We start from the raw sequence: 17,082 nt of genomic DNA on the forward strand, positions 1-17,082 counted from the left end.
TCTGCTTTTGCCTGCGCGGCGGGTTTTCGGCAAAACAGCGGCAGGCCGTCTGAAAACGGCTGCCGCTGTCCGGGTTGCGCCGCGTTTATTCGGCGCGGGTTTCGACCTGTGTCAGTTCGGTTGCGGCCGGGGCGGCTGCGGCGGGGCGGGGCAGGTCGGCGCGGCGTTTGCCCTGCGGTACGGCCGGTGTTTGGGCGTCGGCGGCTGCGGCCAGCGCGGCGGCGTCGGTCTGCACCAGCACCATGCCTTGCGGCGCGGCGGGGGGTTCCGATGCGGCGGCGGGCGCTGCTGCGCTTGTACCGTTTTGCGGTGCGGGGTTGCCGACGGTTTCATCCGCAGCGTGGCTTTCGCCGACGATGAGGGCGACGGCTTCGGCGACTTTTTCGCTGCTGCCGATGATGGCGGCTTCGTCGGTAAGGGCGGATGCGGCGGCCGGTGCGTCGTCCTGCGGCGCGGGGATGGTGATGACCAGCGGTTTGTCGCTGCTGTCGTCCTGCGGCAGGGGGGCGGCGGGGCGGGTTTCGCCGAACACGTGCGCTACGGCGTCGAGTACGCGGCCTGCGGCTTCGTCGATCATCAGATACTGCTCGATTTTGGCGGCGGAGGGGATGTTGCGTTTTTTCTCGTTGCGGCGGCTGCCGTTTTGGCCGTTGCGGTTGCGGCTGCCGCGCTCCTGGTTGCGGCCGTTGTTACAGTTGCGGCGGTTGTCGCTGTGTGCGGGCGCGTCGTCGTTTTGTACGGCGGCCGTTGCGTTGTCCTGCGGTGCGGCGGCGTTTTCAGACGGCCTTTCGTCCTGCGCCTGCATCGGTGCGGCGCTTGCGCTTGCCGCTGCGGATTCGGCTTCGCCGCTGCGTCTGCCGCGTTTGCGGCTGTCGCGTTTTTCGCCTGCGGCGGCATTTTCGCCGCGCGGGGTTCCGCTTTCGGCTTCGGCGGGGGCGCCTTCATTGCGGCGGTTGTCGGCGTTGCGGCTGTTTGCGCCGCTGCCGCGTTTGCCGCTGCGGCCGTTTTTGTCGGCTTTGTCGCTGCGGCTGTCGCCTGTTTCGCCGTCGGTTTCGCCTTCGTCCTGTGCTTTGGCCTGCGCGCTGCGTGCCGTTTGGCTGCGGTTGCCGCTGCGGCGGCGGTTTTGCGGGCGGCGGCTGCCGGAAGTGCGTTTGCGCTCCTGCGGCTGCGGCTCGGCAGCGGGGGTGTCGCCGAAGAGTCCTTTGAACCAGCTTTTGAATTTGTCCCACCAGCTGCTTGGCTCTTCGGCGGCAACGGGGGCGGGCTGGGTGTGTTTCACGCCTTTGACGGCGGGCTCGGGGCGGGCGGCTTTGACGCGCTCGCCGCCGAAGGGTTTGGCGTTTTCGTCGGCTTCGGGTACGGAAACCTGTTTGTAGCTCGGTTCGCCGTCTTCTTCGATGTCGTCGGTGCGGATGCGGCTGATTTCGTAGTGCGGGTTTTCCAGATGGATATTCGGAATCAGGACGACGTTGACGTCCAAACGCTCTTCCATCGCAAACAGCTCGGCGCGTTTTTCGTTCAACAGGAAGGTAGCGACATCGACGGGTACTTGGGCGTGCACTTCGCCGGTATTGTCTTTCATCGCCTCTTCTTGAATGATGCGCAAAACGTGCAGGGCGGTCGATTCGATGCCGCGGATGACGCCGGTACCGGCGCAGCGCGGACAAGCGACGTGGCTGCTTTCGCCCAAAGCGGGTTTCAGGCGTTGGCGGCTCAATTCCAAGAGGCCGAAGCGGGACAGTTTGCCCATTTGCACGCGGGCGCGGTCTTTTTTCAGGGCGTCGCGCAGGACGTTTTCAACATCGCGCTGGTGCTTGGGGTTTTCCATGTCGATGAAGTCGATGACGACCAAACCGCCCAAGTCGCGCAGGCGCATTTGGCGGGCGACTTCTTCGGCGGCTTCCATATTGGTTTTGAAGGCGGTGTCTTCGATGTCGGCGCCGCGGGTGGCGCGGGCGGAGTTGACGTCGATGGAAACGAGGGCTTCGGTGTGGTCGATGACGATCGCGCCGCCGGAGGGCAGGCTGACGCTGCGTGAAAACGCGCTTTCGATTTGGTGCTCGATTTGGAAGCGGGAGAAGAGGGGGGTGTGGTCCTGATAGAGTTTCAGACGGCCTGTGTTGGCCGGCATGACGTAGGACATGAATTCGGAGATTTCGGCGTACACTTCGGCATTGTCGACCAGGATTTCGCCGATGTCGGGGCGGAAGTAGTCGCGGATGGCGCGGATGAGCAGCGAGCTTTCCATAAAGAGCAGGTAGGGCTCTTGGTGGGCGTTGCCCGCTTCTTCGATGGCGTGCCACAGTTTGAGCAGGTAGTCGAAGTCCCATTGCAGTTCTTCGACGCTGCGGCCGATGCCGGCGGTGCGGGCGATGAGGCTCATGCCGCGCGGTACGTTGAGTTCGGCCATCGCGTCTTTGAGTTCCTGCCGCTCTTCGCCTTCGATGCGGCGGGAGACGCCGCCGCCGCGCGGGTTGTTGGGCATCAGGACGAGGTAGCGTCCGGCCAGACTGATAAAGGTGGTGAGCGCCGCGCCTTTGTTGCCGCGTTCGTCTTTTTCCACCTGCACGATGACCTGCATGCCTTCTTTGAGCACGTCTTGGATGCGGGCTTTGCCGCCTTCGTAGTCTTGGAAATAGGCGCGGGAAACTTCTTTGAAGGGGAGGAAACCGTGGCGGTCGGTGCCGTAATCGACAAAGCACGCTTCGAGCGAGGGCTCGATGCGGGTGATGACGCCCTTGTAGATATTGCCTTTGCGCTGCTCTTTGCCCAGGGTTTCGATGTCGAGATCAAGCAGGGTCTGCCCGTCGACGATGGCCACGCGCAGCTCTTCGGCCTGCGTGGCGTTGAATAACATTCTTTTCATGATTGCCTTTCGGGCAGGCGTTTTTCAGACGGCCTGCCCTGTTTCTGACCCGCGCGGGGCGCGCAACCAGTTTTCGAATGTGCTGCCGCAGTGCTGCATGCCGTCCGTTGCGGGCGGCCATGTGCGGCTTTTTGCCGGATGTTTTTTAAGAAGGGGAAATAAAGAACGCGGGCGGCGGGTTGCAGCCGCCGCCGTCCGTCCGGCTTGCGCCGTTGGGACAGAAAATTAATTTTGGGGTGTCAGCCGACATCTTCTTATTATCGTTGCCTGTTGGCGCGGCGCGGCGTCAGCCTTCGTCTTATGCGCAAACGGTCCGGCAGTCATTCGAACTTGGCCGCTGGCTTCCGCCGCGCGGCTGCGGGGCGGGAAGGAAATGCTTTGCGGGGTACGTTTTTAATATAAAATTGCTCTTTTCAATATGTTTTGCCTATCGCGGCAAAACGCGGCGGATTATAGAGAAAATGCAGCCAATAAGCAAAACTTCGCCCGCCCTGCTGGCGGTGGCGGAAGAGGACGCGGGACAGCGTCTCGACAACTTTCTGTTCAAAATTCTCAAAGGCGTACCCAAAAGCCATATCCACCGCATCATCCGCGCGGGCGAAGTACGCATCAACAAAAAACGCTGCAAACCCGACTGCCGCATCGAAGCGGGCGACAGCGTGCGCATCCCGCCGGTACGCACGGCCGAAAAGACAAGGCCGTCTGAAAAAACGCAGGACGCACCCGCGCGCGAGTTTGACGTTGTTTACGAAGATGACGCGCTGCTCGTCATCGACAAACCGGCGGGCGTGGCGGTACACGGCGGCAGCGGCGTGAGCTTCGGCGTGATCGAACAGTTGCGCCGCGCCCGACCCGAGGCGCGTTATCTGGAACTCGTCCACCGCCTCGACAAAGACACCAGCGGCCTGCTGATGATTGCCAAAAAACGCAGCGCACTGGTCAAGCTGCACGAAGCCATCCGCAGTAACTATCCGCAAAAAACCTATCTCGCCCTCGGCGTCGGCAGCGCGGCGGGCGGGCGCTTCCATGTGAAACTGCCGCTCTTGAAATACACCGGCGCGCAGGGCGAAAAAATGGTGCGCGTCAGCGAAGAAGGCCAAAGCGCGCACACCGTTTTTCACGTTCTCAACCGCTTTTCAGACGGCCTCTTGCACCAAGTCGGCCTGTCGCGCCTGACGCTGGTCGAGGCCACGCTCAAAACCGGCCGCACCCACCAAATCCGCGTCCATATGCAGTCGCAGGGCTGCCCGATTGCCGGCGACGAGCGCTACGGCGACTATCAGGCCAACCGCCGTTTGCAGAAACTCGGCTTGAAACGGATGTTTCTCCACGCCAGCGAGCTGCACATCGACCACCCGCTTACGGGCGAAAAACTCATGCTCAAAGCGCCGCTGCCGCAGGATTTGGCGCAGTTTGTGACGATGTTGGAACACGGTTGTCGGAAATAGCCGACAAGATTGTAAAGAGGCCGTCTGAAAACCTTTCAGACGGCCTATCTTTGTACACAATTCGTTTATAATGCCGCCCCTTTTTACCCAACTTAAATTTTCTTAAAACTATGGACAAACCGGCAAACAGCCTGCTCGAACGCCTGTTCGGGCTTTCCGCACACCGCACCGACGTGCGCACGGAAATCATGGCGGGCATCACCACCTTCCTGACCATGTGCTACATCGTTATCGTCAACCCGCTCACCCTGTCGCAGGCGGGCATGGATTTCGGCGCGGTGTTCGTCGCCACCTGCATTTCCGCCGCCATCGGCTGCTTCGTCATGGGTTTGGCGGCCAACTACCCCATCGCCCTCGCCCCCGGCATGGGCTTGAACGCCTACTTCACCTACGCCGTCGTCAAAGGCATGGGCGTGCCCTGGCAGGTGGCACTGGCCGCCGTGTTCGTGTCGGGCATCATCTTCTTATTGTTCAGCTTTTTCAAACTGCGCGAAATGCTGGTCAACGCCCTGCCGATGAGCCTGAAAATGGCCATTGCCGCCGGTATCGGCCTGTTCCTCGCCCTTATCGCCCTGAAAAACGCCGGTGTTATCGTTTCCAGCGACGCCACTCTGGTCAAAATGAGCGACATCTACATCCTCGGCGAAAACGGCGGCAAAAGCCCCAACTGGCCGGTGCTGCTGGCCATGCTCGGCTTTTTTCTTATCATTTTGCTCGACTATTTCCGCGTGCGCGGCGCGATTATTCTCGGCATTCTCGCCGTCACCCTGCTCGGCATCGCCCTCGGGCAGGCCGAATTCAAAGGCATTGTTTCCGCCATCCCCAGCATCCAACCCACCCTGCTGCAAATGGACTTCAACGGCCTGTTCCACGGCAGCATGGTCGCCGTTATCTTTGTATTCTTTCTGGTCGACCTGTTCGACAGCACCGGCACGCTGGTCGGCACGACGCACCGCGCCGGCCTTTTGGTAGACGGCAAACTGCCGCGCCTCAAACGCGCCCTCTTGGCCGACTCAACCGCCATTGTTGCCGGTGCGGCGATGGGTACGTCGTCCGTCACCCCCTATGTCGAAAGCGCGGCGGGCGTGGCGGCAGGCGGGCGCACCGGCCTCACCGCCGTCACCGTCGGCGTCCTGATGCTCGCCTGCCTGTGGTTCTCGCCGCTGGCGCAAACCGTCCCCGCCTTCGCCACCGCCCCCGCCCTGCTTTATATCGGCATCCACATGCTGCGCTCGGTGCTGGAAATCGACTGGGAAGACATGACCGAAGCCGCCCCCGCCTTCGTCACCATCGTCTTCATGCCCTTCACCTACTCCATCGCCGACGGCATCGCCATGGGCTTTATCAGCTATGCCGCCATCAAACTCCTGTGCGGCCGTGCCAAAGACGTACCGCCGATGGTGTGGCTGGTCGCCGTTTTGTGGGCGGCGAAATTCTGGTTCTTGGGCGTGTAAAGGCCGCTCCCGCCTTCACGGAAACGACGTTTCTGAAAACGCCCGAACGACGGAAAGGCCGTCTGAAAGCACTGTTTCGTGCTTTCAGACGGCCTTTGGCCGCAGGTCGGATACTTGTATCCGACAAGCGTTGCACAGGCAGCAGCGCCGGAAGAATGTCGGATTCGGCAATCCGCTCTGCCGCATCCCGCAGCAAGATAAAGGCTGTCTGAAACCCCAAATCAGGTTTCAGACGGCCTTTTTGCGCGGCTAAGCCACTATCCCGTGAGCTTTTCGGCGTATTCGTACAATGCCTGCAACAGCGCGAGTTTGTCGGGATTGCCGGCGTGTTGCTCTGCCAGGCTTTGCAGGCTTTGGCCGAAAGCGGGCAGGGCGGCTTCCAGTTTTTTGCGGCGGTATTTCTGCCAGCGGATTTGTTCGGCGCGGCTGAGGGTGGGATAAAAATGGCGGGCACGGTAGTGAAACAGCAGCTTTTCGATGCGCGCATCTTGGAATGTCAAACCATGCTCGGCGAGTTTTTCCGGTGGCAGGCTGCGCAGGGCGGCCATGCCGTTTTTGTCGGCGGGGCTGAAAAAGCCGCTGTAAAGCTCGGTTTCCACGTTGTCGCTTGGCGCAAATTCGCGCGTTTCGCTGTAGATTTTTTGTACTTTATTGCGGATTTCAGACAGCCTTTGCAGCGCTTGGAGATTATCAAGGCACCCGGCGCGGCTGATGCCCAAACGCTCGGCATCTTCATCGCGCAAGGTTTTGAGCGGCGCGAGTATCGGGCATTTGTTGAGGTGCACCAGCTTGAGCGGAACGGGCAGAATGCCTTGTTCCAACAGGGCTTCTTTTTTGCTGTACAGCCGCTCGCGCAGGGTGTCGGCGTCGAGGGTCAGCAAATCGCCCAAGTCGGCCGACAAATCGCAGGCGATGACCGCGTTGGCGTTAGTGGGATGGTGGGCAAGTGGGGCGATGAGGGCGGTGTTGCCGCGCCGGTTGCCAAACATACCCGATACGTGCACCAGCGGCGTGAAGTTTTGCGTGTCAACCATTTTGCCAAGCGCTGCTTTGCTGCGGTGTTCAAAGAAATATTGAAACAGGCGCGGCTGTTTTTGTTTGATGAGTTTGGCGGTTTCGATGGTGGCGTACACGTCGGACATCGCATCGTGGGCGTGTTCGTGGGCGATGCCGTTGGCGGCGGTGAGTTGTTCCAGTTTGAACACGGGCAGGCCGTCTGAATCGCGCGGCCACCCGATGCCTTCGGGGCGCAGCGCGTAGCAGGCGCGGGCGACATCGAGCAAATCCCAGCGCGAGTTGCCGTTTTTGTAGCTGTATTCGTAGGGGTCGATGAAGTTGCGGTAAAACAGGTAGCGCGTCATTTCATCGTCGTAGCGGATATTGTTGAAACCCATGATGCAGGTGTTGGGGCGGGCAAACTCCGCCCAAATTCGCGCGGCAAATTCCGGCTCGGACACACCTTTTTCATTGCACTCCTGCGGCGTGATGCCGGTAAGCAATACCGCTTCGGGCGAGGGCAGATAATCGCTGCTTTGGCGGCAGTAGAGCATCACCGGCTCGCCGACGATATTGAAATCCGCATCGGTGCGGATACCGGCAAACTGCGTCGGCCGGTCGTTTGCGGGGTTGATGCCGAAACTTTCGTAGTCGTAGATGAAAAAAGTGAAATCGGGTTGGGACATGGTTTTGCGTGGGTTGTGTGGTTGGGCTTGAGGCCGTCTGAAACCTGAAACCGGGTTTCAGACGGCCTTTGTTACAGGAAATAATACGGGCTATGCCCCGTCGGTGATAAAGCTGCGTAAAAACCCGTCTACCGCCTTATTCAAATAAATCCCGCGCGTTTCATTAAAAAACGCCTGCGCTTTTCCTTTGTCCACCGAATCTTTCAGCGCGTTTAATTTTGCCAAATCCAAATTGTCGCGGCTGTATTTTCTGGCCAGCATTTCGCGCAGCAGGCTGCCGTTCAGCCCCAAATCGTCAATGATTTTCTGCACTTTGGCGTTGGCGTTGCGCGTTTTGTATTCGGTGATGTAATCGCTCAGGCTCAGCGCGGGGTCGAGCGTTATGTCGCCCGACTGCACATCGTGCAGAAACTGTTCGGCAAAGCGCTGGTCTTCCTGCGAGAGCGTGGCAAAAGATTGGTGCAGTTCGTCAAAGGCGGCGGCTTCTTCGGGCGTGCCGATGATTTTGAGCCATTTTTCAAAACGCGTGTTCATATAATCTTGGTCGATTTTGTCGGTTTCGATTTCGTTGATATGCGAGCGCAAATCAAAGGGCACTTCGCCGCCGCTGCCGCCCGAGCCGCTGCTTTCTTTAAACAAATCTTTATAACGCGCCAAGAGTTTGTCGTAGGTTTCGCGGTCGAAATTCAGCGTGGCACAAATCACGCTGTCGTCTTCCTGCACCACTTCATAGCTGGATTTTTCCCACACAAAACCCAGCAGCTTCGCCGATGCGAGCGCGTCGTTGAGGCGGTTAAACTGCTGCACAAACTTGGCGCAGGCGGTTTCGTCGTTGGGGTTTCGGGAAAAATCGGGATAACCGGCATTGCGGAAAATTTCGCTGATTTCGGCAAAATGGCCGTTCATTTTGGCGATGAATTTATCCAGATTGTCCACAAACAGCCCCATCGGGCGGTCGCCCGAATAGAGTTTTACCGCCTTGTCGATATTGTGCTGCATGGTATGCGGCTTGCGGTAATAGCGGATGATGCCGAAAGGCTTGTCAGTGGGGTCGCACAGGCGGTTGGTGCGCGAAAACGCCTGAATCAGATTGGCATAATCGAGCATTTTGTCCAGATACAGCGTGTTCAGCCATTTGCTGTCAAAGCCTGTGAGCATTTGATCGACAACAATCAGCAAATTGAGTTGCTCCTCGGGCTTGATGTTTTTATACGCCCTAATGTGCGACAAGCGGTCAGAGAGATCGGCTTTAAATTTGGGATAATCGGCATAGCCGAAACTTGTGCCGAATTGCGCGTTGTAATCCGCCAGAATCTCGGCAATCCCGTCTTCTTTCAGGCTGCCTTGCCCGTTGTTGTCGATATTGGGGTCAAACAGCGCAGTGATGTTTATGGGCGCGTTTTTTTGCTTGAACAGGCGGTAATACGCCACAGCTTCGGGGATGGAGGCGGTGGCAAAAACAGCGTGGTATTTGCCGTTTTGGCTCAGGCGCGTCCAGTTTTGCAGAATGTCGTCGGCAACGGCATGGGTGTGGGCTTCGGTGTGATACTGCTCTTTGGGAATCTGCGTTTCCACTTCCAGCATGCTCGCTTCGTTCATCCATTGGTTAAAAATGCGTTTTTTCTTTTCATCGGCAAACGCCTCTTGCTCATCTTTGGCTTTGGCTGCCTGCAAAGCCACAACGCGGCGCAAATCGCTGTCTTTAAAGGTGCCGATATGGAAGGGGTGGAAACCCAGCACGTTTTTATCGCGGATGCCGTCAGCAATCGAATAGCGATGCAGCCCGTTGCCGAAAATGGTAGCGGTGGTTGCGCCTTTTTTGGCGTTTTCCACTTCGATGGGCGTGCCTGTGAAGCCGAAAAACAGCGCATGGGGAAAGGTTTTTTTAATCGTTAAAAGCATATCGCCAAAGGTGGTGCGGTGCGCTTCATCCACAATAAACACCAGCCGCTTGGCGGCAATGAGCGCAATATCTGCCTCGTTTACCCCTTCTTCGTGCTTGATATTGCTCATTTTCTGCATGGAAGTAACGATTAGGCGGCTGCGGTCGGAATCGCTTTTTAACTTGCCGAGCAACACGCCCGTGTTTTCTGTCGCCTGCACGTCTTTTTCATCGTCGGCAAAATTGCGGTATTCCTCCAGCGACTGCTTGCCCAGCTCAATGCGGTCGAGCAGGAAAACCACCTTGTCCGCATCCTTGTGCCGCGCAATCATCTGCGCCGCCTTGAAGCTCGACATGGTTTTGCCCGAGCCCGTGGTGTGCCAGATATAGCCGCCGCGCTGCTGCCCCGAGCGCCAATCCGCCCGCGCCACCGTGTCGGCGATTTTGTTTACCGCGTAATACTGATAGCTGCGCAACACTTTGAGCTGCCCATCTTTGGCATCGGCAATGGTGTAATCGCCGATAAACTGATGCGCCATCGGAATCGATAAAAAATGCGTGGCGATTTCATTCCACCGCTCCATCGGCTCGTTATTAAAATCCGCCCAATGGAAATAAAACGCCGAGTTTAATTTGCCGTCTGAATTGGCAAAATAGCGGCATTCGTCAGGTGTCATCGCCACAAAAATCTGCACCAGAGCGAAAATCCCCGTAAACGCCCCCGCCTCGTGATAACGCTCAATCTGATTGGTCGCTTGGCTAATCGGCACGCCAGAGCGTTTGAGCTCGATATGAAACAGCGGCATGCCGTTAATCAAGAGCATCAAATCGCCGCGCTGCCGGGGAAACAAATCGCTGCGCGCGCGAAAACGCGGCTGTACCGCAATCTGATAGCGGCTTTTGCCTGCCGAAATCTCCTCGCGGTCGAAAATCTCCAGCGAGATTTCCTTACCGAAATGGCGGCTTGCAGGGTTTTCGCGCTTGATCGACACCGTTTTGCCGTTGATAAACTCATTGATTTTATAAGGCGTTTTCAACTCATTGACCTGCTCCAGAATCTGCGCCATTTCCGATTCAATCAGCGGCACGTCCAAGCGGTCGATATGCGCGTTAGTCTTATCCAGATGCGCCTGCCAGTTTTTGACCAGCGCCGCCTCGTCGGGGTAATTGAGCGTTTGCGCCTCCCAGCCTTTGGTTGCAAGCAGCGCCACCAACGCCTTTTCAAAATCTGATTCTTTGTTAAACATCGTTTATCCTCTTATTTGATTTTCAGATGGCCTGAAATGCACCGCTCTTTATTTAGTCGTCCAAACCGCCGATAAATTCATTATTTCTTAACGCTTCAATCACACCGCGAATCAAATAAGATTGCGAAAAATTTGGCATATAAACCCGTGAGTTTTCTTCCACAGGCTGGATAAATTTATGTGCGAGCAATTTCTTAATTTGATACGTGCGCTGATTGCCGGTCATTTTCGGAAAAAGCGCTTGCAAATCGCCTGCTTTAAATTCGCTTTTTTCACACGCCAGCCGCAAAATTTTGGCTTCATCGTCTGTCAAATTTCCCCTTTGCAAAGAGAACGAAATCGCAGGAAATAAAATCTTTTCACACAAAAACTGCTGGCTCGTCAGCTTGTCCACCTTTTGCAATTCGGTTGAAATCCCCGACAGCACATAAGTACACCAAGCCTCAAGCCCCTCGTCTGTGCCAGTATCCGCCCGCGAAAGCATTTCATAATAACGCTGCCTGTCATTACAAAACACCGCCGTCGGATTGAGTACACGCCCGCCGGCCTGCACATTAAAACCGTATTTCACCAAAAGCGCATAAGTGAGCAGGCGCACCGTCCGCCCGTTGCCGTTGCCAAAAGGGTGAATCCAACCAAAACGGTGATGTGCCAGCGCAATTTTCATCAAGTCATATTTAGGTTTGTCTTTTTGATTAATAAAAGCCACCAATTCCTGCATATAGGCAGGCACGTGAACCGCATCGGGCGGCAAATGGCTCGATTGCGCAATCGCCACTGAATGCAGGCGATACCGCCCGGGAGTTTTATCGCCCTCCTTATTCAAACCTGCCACCGTCAGGCTGTGCAATTCCCGAATAAAATGCTCGCTGATTTCAGCACCCGCACCGATTGCTTCATCAATATAGTGCATTGCCTGCTCGATATTACGGATTTCATCCAGTTGCTCCGAGCGCGAATGAGGGTTTTCCAACCGGTTTTCCACATAATCGGCAATCGTCGTGTGGTTGCCCTCAATCCGAGCCGAGCCGATACTTTCGAGCATATGGAAAATGGTTTTCAGCTGTAGAAAAATATATGGATGCACATCGCCGCTTAATTGCAGCGTTCTTAATTTTTCCAATTCGGTGAGCACATCAATCAAATCGGAATCAAAAGATGGGTTGAGCAATGCCAGCGGAAAATCTTTAAACGTTGGTTCCATTATTTTGAAATCCTTTTCTGGTGAAATTTGAAAAAATTATAAAAATATCAATAAATTCAATATCTTGATTATTTTTTATGTGGCAATTAACTTGAATTTTACAGAAAAATTATCTTGAAAACACTGTGTGGACGATCTTGAATTCGGGCTTTTGGTGCGTTTGCCTAAGTGTTCAGACGGCCTGAACAACCTTTCAAAACGCACCGCTCTTTTTCAGACGGCATCGTTGTGTGTCGGGCATTGATGCCCGACAGATGCCGATGGGGTTCAGACGGCCTTATGCCAGCATCGCGGCGAGCAGGGCTTTTTTCAGGCGGGTGAGTTTTTCCAGCGCTGCGTTTTGCAGGGCGAGGGTTTGGTCGAGCTTTTGGAAGAAGTTGCCGATGGCGGTTTGTTCTTCGGGGGTTGGTGGAATGAAAAGCTCCGCATTTTTTATATCGTCAGAATTGACTGATTCAAAAGTTGAGCCCGAACTAACGCTATTCCAATAGCCGTCTGATTTCATTTTCCATAACGCTTGGTAAATGAATTCATTGCCTTTAATTGCACAAACGCCACGTCCAAGCACAATATCATAATCAGTTTTGCCAACATCACCGACTGGCGCACGAACACTCATCACAATATCGCCTGCTTTTCCTTGTTTGGTTAATTCAGTTGTCCAAACTCGAGGAAAGACTTTGCCGTCTTTCATATCGGCATTGCCCTGCACCAAAATAAAATCTTTTGGATTTTCTGTGTAAGAGGTTGAAGACGGCGATTGTCCCATTACGATTTCAACCATTTCCCCCAACATCTTCCTTTCCCAATCCCCCGAAAAGCCTTGAAAGCGCAGTTTGGGGGCGGTTTCGCCGTGTGCGGGGAAGAGTTTGGCGAGCATGGCGCGTTTGAGCTGCCGGGTTTTGGCAAGGCGGGCGCGGGCTTGGGCGAGGGTTTCGTCCAGCCGTCTGAAAAAATCGCCGAGGGCGGTTTGTTCGGGTTTGGTGGGAAAATAAATTTCACAGGCTTTTAAATCATCATTTCGCAAATGAACAACTGATTTGCCCTGTGCCTTTTTGGCTAATTCTTTGTTGTTTTTTCCATTTGTTAAAGCCAAGGCTAAAAACGGCGGTGCAATGTCGCTATTAGGCGTAATTACATTTAAATCTCCACCTAAAATTACGCCCTTTTGAATTACCGCAGACGCACGGGCAATATCTTCCGCCGTTTCGCCTGACGCTGGAACAATCACTTCATTTCCAAAACTTTTTAAAGCGTTCTTATCATAAGAGACAAACGTATCCACGTTGTTAATGATATTTTCGTATTGCGTATAAAGACGACCATACAAAATAATCGGAAATCCTTCGTTGGTTAAATCTGATTTTGAATAACCGCTTCCTTTTGTAAAGCTGGCATTTTCCCCCAGCGTCTTCTCTTCCCACTCCCCCGTAAACCCTGCAAACCTTAGGCGCGGTGATTTGTTTCGGTTCATTGCCCGCCTCCTAAAATCGCCTGCCAGCCTGCAATGCCTGCCAAATCGTATTCATCGCCCGTCAAGCCGTTCATCATTTGGGCGAGCTCTGCCGCGCTTTGCCGGCTTTGTTGGTGCAAACCGGCGTAGGTGTCGGCGTATTTGGTGCACAGGGCGGCGAGCTGTTGGCAGAAGTCGGCGAGCGCCTGCTGCGGCAGTTCGTGCATGGCGGCAATCAGCGGGGCAAACCATTTTTTGCGCAGCAAATCGAGCGCTTCGCTGTCGCTTAGGTTTTGGATGGCGGCGATGGTCGCTTGCGTGAGTGCGGCAGCAGCGGTTTTGTGTTTGGCTTTGAGGGCTTTTTCTTCGCTTTGCAGCAAATAGGCTTGTTTGAGTTTGGCGGCGAGGCTGTCGGCTTCAAAGCTGTGTTTTTTCAGCTGTGCGTCAAAATCTGCCTTTTTGGCGGGCGTGATGCCGTCTGAAACAAGGGCGGCTTGCAGGGCTTTGGGGATTTCGGCGCTGATAAAGCCGCTGCCGTCTTCGTTGACGGCGTCGCTGTCTTGGTCTTCTTCGGTAAGCGATTCAATCAGGCTTTGCTGCTCGCTGGCGATTTCGGCAAGGCGGTTTTCTAGGGTTTTCAGGCTGCCTAGGTCGTCTGCAAGCATTTCGCGCTGTACGAGTTCAAAGGGCAAGATGCGCCCTTGCCAGCCGTCTTGGATTTCGGCTTCTTTTTTGGTTTTGGGGTCTTTTTTGAGCACCATTACGGGGTCGATTTGTTTGATGGCGCTTGCGCCTTCGGTTTGGATCATTTCCAAATCGGCGGCGATGCCTGCGTTGTCGGCGCGCCAGAGGTCGTCGAGTTTTTGGTAGGCAGTGTAAAAGTCGATTAGCGGAGTGGCGGCGAGTTTTTGGCGGATGGTTTCGGCAAGGGTTTGCTGGGTTTGGGAAATATTGAGCGTTGCCATGGGGGCGATCAGCGTGTTTTCCAAAATTTGGGGCAGATCGGCAAAGGTTTGGGCGTATTGCGCGAGATAGGCGGCAACGCTCGGGTGTGCTTGGATTTCGGTTTTCAGGCTGCCTGAAACGGGGGAGACGTAGGGCGTGCCGTTATCCGTGAACAGGCTTTCTTGCAAGCCTGCAAACGCCTGCCAATAGGGGGAAAACTGCGCCAGCTCGGCTCTGGGTATGCCGCCGTGTATGCTGGCGTAAATATCCCATTGTTCGGGGGCGTCGGCGGAATCAACATAGCGCGGAATGTTGAGGTTGTAGCCGTTGGCTTGGATTTCGCTTTTGGGCACGACGCGTGAGAATTTAGGGATTTCGCGGCGCGCTGTTACGCAATCGACTATGCGCTTGATGTCGGAGGCGCGCAGGTGGTTGTTTTTGCCTTGTTTGATGAAGTGTTTGGAGGCGTCGATCATCAAAACGTCGTCGCGCTCGCGCTCTTGGCGCAAGACGATGATGATGGTGGGAATGCCTGTGCCGAAAAAGATGTTGGCAGGCAGTCCGATGATGGCGTCGATATGGTTGTATTCGATTAGGTTTTTGCGGATTTTTTCTTCTTCGCCGCCGCGAAAGAGCACGCCGTGCGGCAGAACGATGGTCATGATGCCGCTGGGTTTGAGGTGGTATAAATCGTGCAGCAAAAAGGCAAAATCGGCTTTGGTTTGCGGCGCTAGCCCGAAGCGTTTGTAACGCGGGTCGCTTTCTTTGTCGGTGGGATTCCACGGCTGGGAATAGGGGGGATTGGAAACGACGGCATCGAGATAGAGCGGGGTGCCTTCGAGCGGCCAGTCGTCTTCGAGGGTGTCGGCGTTGCGCACGAAGATTTTGTCGTGGGAGATGCCGCGCATGATGAGGTTCATACGGGTGAGGTTGTAGGTGTTTTCTTTCAGCTCTTGGGCGTAGTATTTGATGTCGTCGGGGCTTTTAAGGTGTTTGGCGACGCTGTGCCCGATGTTGATTAGAAGCGAGCCTGAGCCGCTGGTGGGGTCGTATATGCTGATTTCGTCGCGGTCTTTCAGATGGTCGGCGATGATTTCGGACATTAACAGCGACACTTCGTGCGGCGTGTAAAACTCGCCTGCTTTTTTGCCGGCGTTGGCGGCGAACATACTGATTAAGTATTCGTAGATAAAGCCGAGTACGTCGTAGCCCTGTTTGCCGTCCATCGGGATGTCTTTAATCAGGTGAAACAGGTCCTTCACCGCGCTGGTTTGGCTGGCGGCGGTGTCGCCCAGTTTGCTTAGGCCCGATTCGAGCGTTTTGAAAATGCCGTCAAACACGGCTTTGTAATTTTTGGCAATGTGGCGGCTGAACGCGCTCATCGCATCGCGCACTTGGGCAATGTTGAAATCGCTGCCTTGTGCCAACCAAGTGGAAAACAGGTGATCGTAGCTGATGAAGTAGCCGAGGTTTTCTTGGATAAAACCGACCAGTTCGCCGTTTTCAGTCAGCTCGGCGGCAAAATCGGCTTGTTCCAAGCCTTGGGCGATAACAAATTTTTCCAGTTTGTCGCACAGGAATTTGTAGAAAATAAATCCAAGAATGTAGTCTTTGTATTCGTTGGCTTCGATTTTGGAGCGCATTTTGTTGGCGGATTGCCAGATTTTGGCGGCGAGTTGCTGTTTGTTCATGTGGAAAACCCGATCGGATGGAATGGAGGGGGCGCGGTATTGCGCGGTGTTTTCAGACGGCCTGAAAGGCCGCGATTATACTGTTTTGCGTAAAGACAGGTTGCCGCGCGTTAAGCGGGTGCGGGCGGGCTGCTATAATCGCGGCCTTTTTAGGCCGTCTGAAACAATATGGATTTTCCCAAAGCCTTCGCCCTGCTCGGGCCCACCGCTTCCGGCAAAACCGGCCTTGCGCTGCGGCTGGCAGAGCGTTTTCCCGTTGAAATCGTCAGCCTCGATTCCGCGCTGGTCTATAAAGGCATGGACATCGGCACGGCCAAGCCGTCTGCCGCCGAGCTGGCCGCCGTGCCGCACCATCTGATCGACATTGTCACGCCGCTGCAAACGTACAGCGCGGCGGAGTTTGCGGCGGACTGCCTGCGTCTGTGCCGCGAGATTGCCGCGCGCGGGCGGCTGCCGCTGATTGTCGGCGGCACGATGATGTATTTCCACGCGCTGACGGGCGGGCTGAACGATCTGCCCGCCGCCGATCCGGCGGTGCGCGCGCAGTTGCAGGCGGAGAAGGCGGCGCACGGTCTTGCCGCGCTCTACCGCCGTTTGCAGGCGGCCGACCCCGCCACCGCCGCCCGTTTGCAGCCGACCGACAGCCAGCGCATCGAGCGCGCGTTGGAAGTGCTGATGCTGACGGGCAGGCCGCTGGGCGAACATCTGGCCGTTCAGACGGCCTACCGCCTGCCGCTGGATTTGCACACCTTCGCCCTGATACCGCACGAGCGCGCCCGCCTGCACGATGCCATCGCCGCGCGTTTCCAAGCGATGCTGGACGCGGGTTTTGTCGACGAAGTGCGCCGCCTGCAAGGCGAATATCCCGCGCTGACGGGCGGACACAATTCCATGCGCTGCGTCGGCTACCGCCAGGCCTGGGACTATCTGGCAGGCGCGTGCGGCTATGCGGAATTTGCCGAACGCGGCACGGCGGCGACGCGCCAGCTTGCCAAGCGCCAGCTCACCTGGCTGCGCAAAATTCCCGCCGACACCGCCGCCGACCCCTACGGCGCGGCCGGTGTTTTTCAGACGGCCTATGAGGCGCTGGCGCGGCATTTTGGCTGTTGAGCATTTGAGGCCGTTCCCGCTTGCGCGGGAATGACGTTTCTGAAAACCTGCCGTGCAAACAAACCTCCGAGGCCGTCTGAAAGCCTCAAAACGCTTTTCA

General features: G+C 56.0%; 9 protein-coding genes. 3 read left to right on the forward strand and 6 right to left on the reverse strand.

Annotated features, from left to right (window positions below):
- Nucleotides 1–85: 85 nt before the first annotated feature.
- Entirely contained in the window at nucleotides 86–2,866 is a 2,781-nt protein-coding gene (locus ACLD9W_RS01280; protein WP_410840328.1) for an Rne/Rng family ribonuclease, read from the reverse strand.
- A gap of 461 nt (nucleotides 2,867–3,327) precedes the next feature.
- Here ACLD9W_RS01280 and ACLD9W_RS01285 point away from each other — a divergent pair, with 461 nt between their 5' ends.
- Nucleotides 3,328–4,314, forward strand: coding sequence for an RluA family pseudouridine synthase (locus tag ACLD9W_RS01285; RefSeq protein ID WP_410840329.1), 987 nt, complete (start codon nucleotides 3,328–3,330; stop codon nucleotides 4,312–4,314).
- A 110-nt stretch (nucleotides 4,315–4,424) separates the two neighbouring features.
- Nucleotides 4,425–5,768: an NCS2 family permease gene (locus ACLD9W_RS01290; RefSeq protein WP_410840330.1), complete on the forward strand. Its 1,344-nt coding sequence runs from the start codon at nucleotides 4,425–4,427 to the stop codon at nucleotides 5,766–5,768.
- A 257-nt stretch (nucleotides 5,769–6,025) separates the two neighbouring features.
- Here ACLD9W_RS01290 and sbcB read toward each other — a convergent pair whose 3' ends face one another.
- The 5 genes from sbcB to ACLD9W_RS01315 form a co-directional block, all read right to left on the reverse strand.
- Entirely contained in the window at nucleotides 6,026–7,450 is a 1,425-nt protein-coding gene (sbcB, locus tag ACLD9W_RS01295) for an exodeoxyribonuclease I (RefSeq protein WP_410840331.1), read from the reverse strand.
- 90 nt (nucleotides 7,451–7,540) lie between these two features.
- A complete protein-coding gene (locus tag ACLD9W_RS01300; RefSeq protein ID WP_410840332.1) occupies nucleotides 7,541–10,579 on the reverse strand; it encodes a type I restriction endonuclease subunit R in 3,039 nt (1,012 codons plus the stop codon).
- 52 nt (nucleotides 10,580–10,631) lie between these two features.
- Nucleotides 10,632–11,783, reverse strand: coding sequence for a Fic family protein (locus ACLD9W_RS01305; RefSeq protein WP_410840333.1), 1,152 nt, complete (start codon nucleotides 11,781–11,783; stop codon nucleotides 10,632–10,634).
- 277 nt (nucleotides 11,784–12,060) lie between these two features.
- The gene (locus tag ACLD9W_RS01310) at nucleotides 12,061–13,257 is read right to left on the reverse strand and encodes a restriction endonuclease subunit S (protein WP_410840334.1); all 1,197 of its coding nucleotides are present in this window, start codon (nucleotides 13,255–13,257) and stop codon (nucleotides 12,061–12,063) included.
- Entirely contained in the window at nucleotides 13,254–15,872 is a 2,619-nt protein-coding gene (locus ACLD9W_RS01315) for a type I restriction-modification system subunit M (protein ID WP_410840335.1), read from the reverse strand. Before ACLD9W_RS01315 ends, ACLD9W_RS01310 begins: the two co-directional genes overlap by 4 nt.
- A 168-nt stretch (nucleotides 15,873–16,040) precedes the next feature.
- Here ACLD9W_RS01315 and miaA point away from each other — a divergent pair, with 168 nt between their 5' ends.
- Nucleotides 16,041–16,982 (forward strand): tRNA (adenosine(37)-N6)-dimethylallyltransferase MiaA, encoded by a 942-nt coding sequence (gene miaA, locus ACLD9W_RS01320; protein ID WP_410840336.1) that lies wholly within the window; start codon nucleotides 16,041–16,043, stop codon nucleotides 16,980–16,982.
- Nucleotides 16,983–17,082: the final 100 nt, after the last annotated feature.

Origin of the sequence: Neisseria sp. WLZKY-1 (genome assembly GCF_046546535.1) — a bacterium.
Classification (GTDB): Bacteria; Pseudomonadota; Gammaproteobacteria; order Burkholderiales; family Neisseriaceae; genus Neisseria.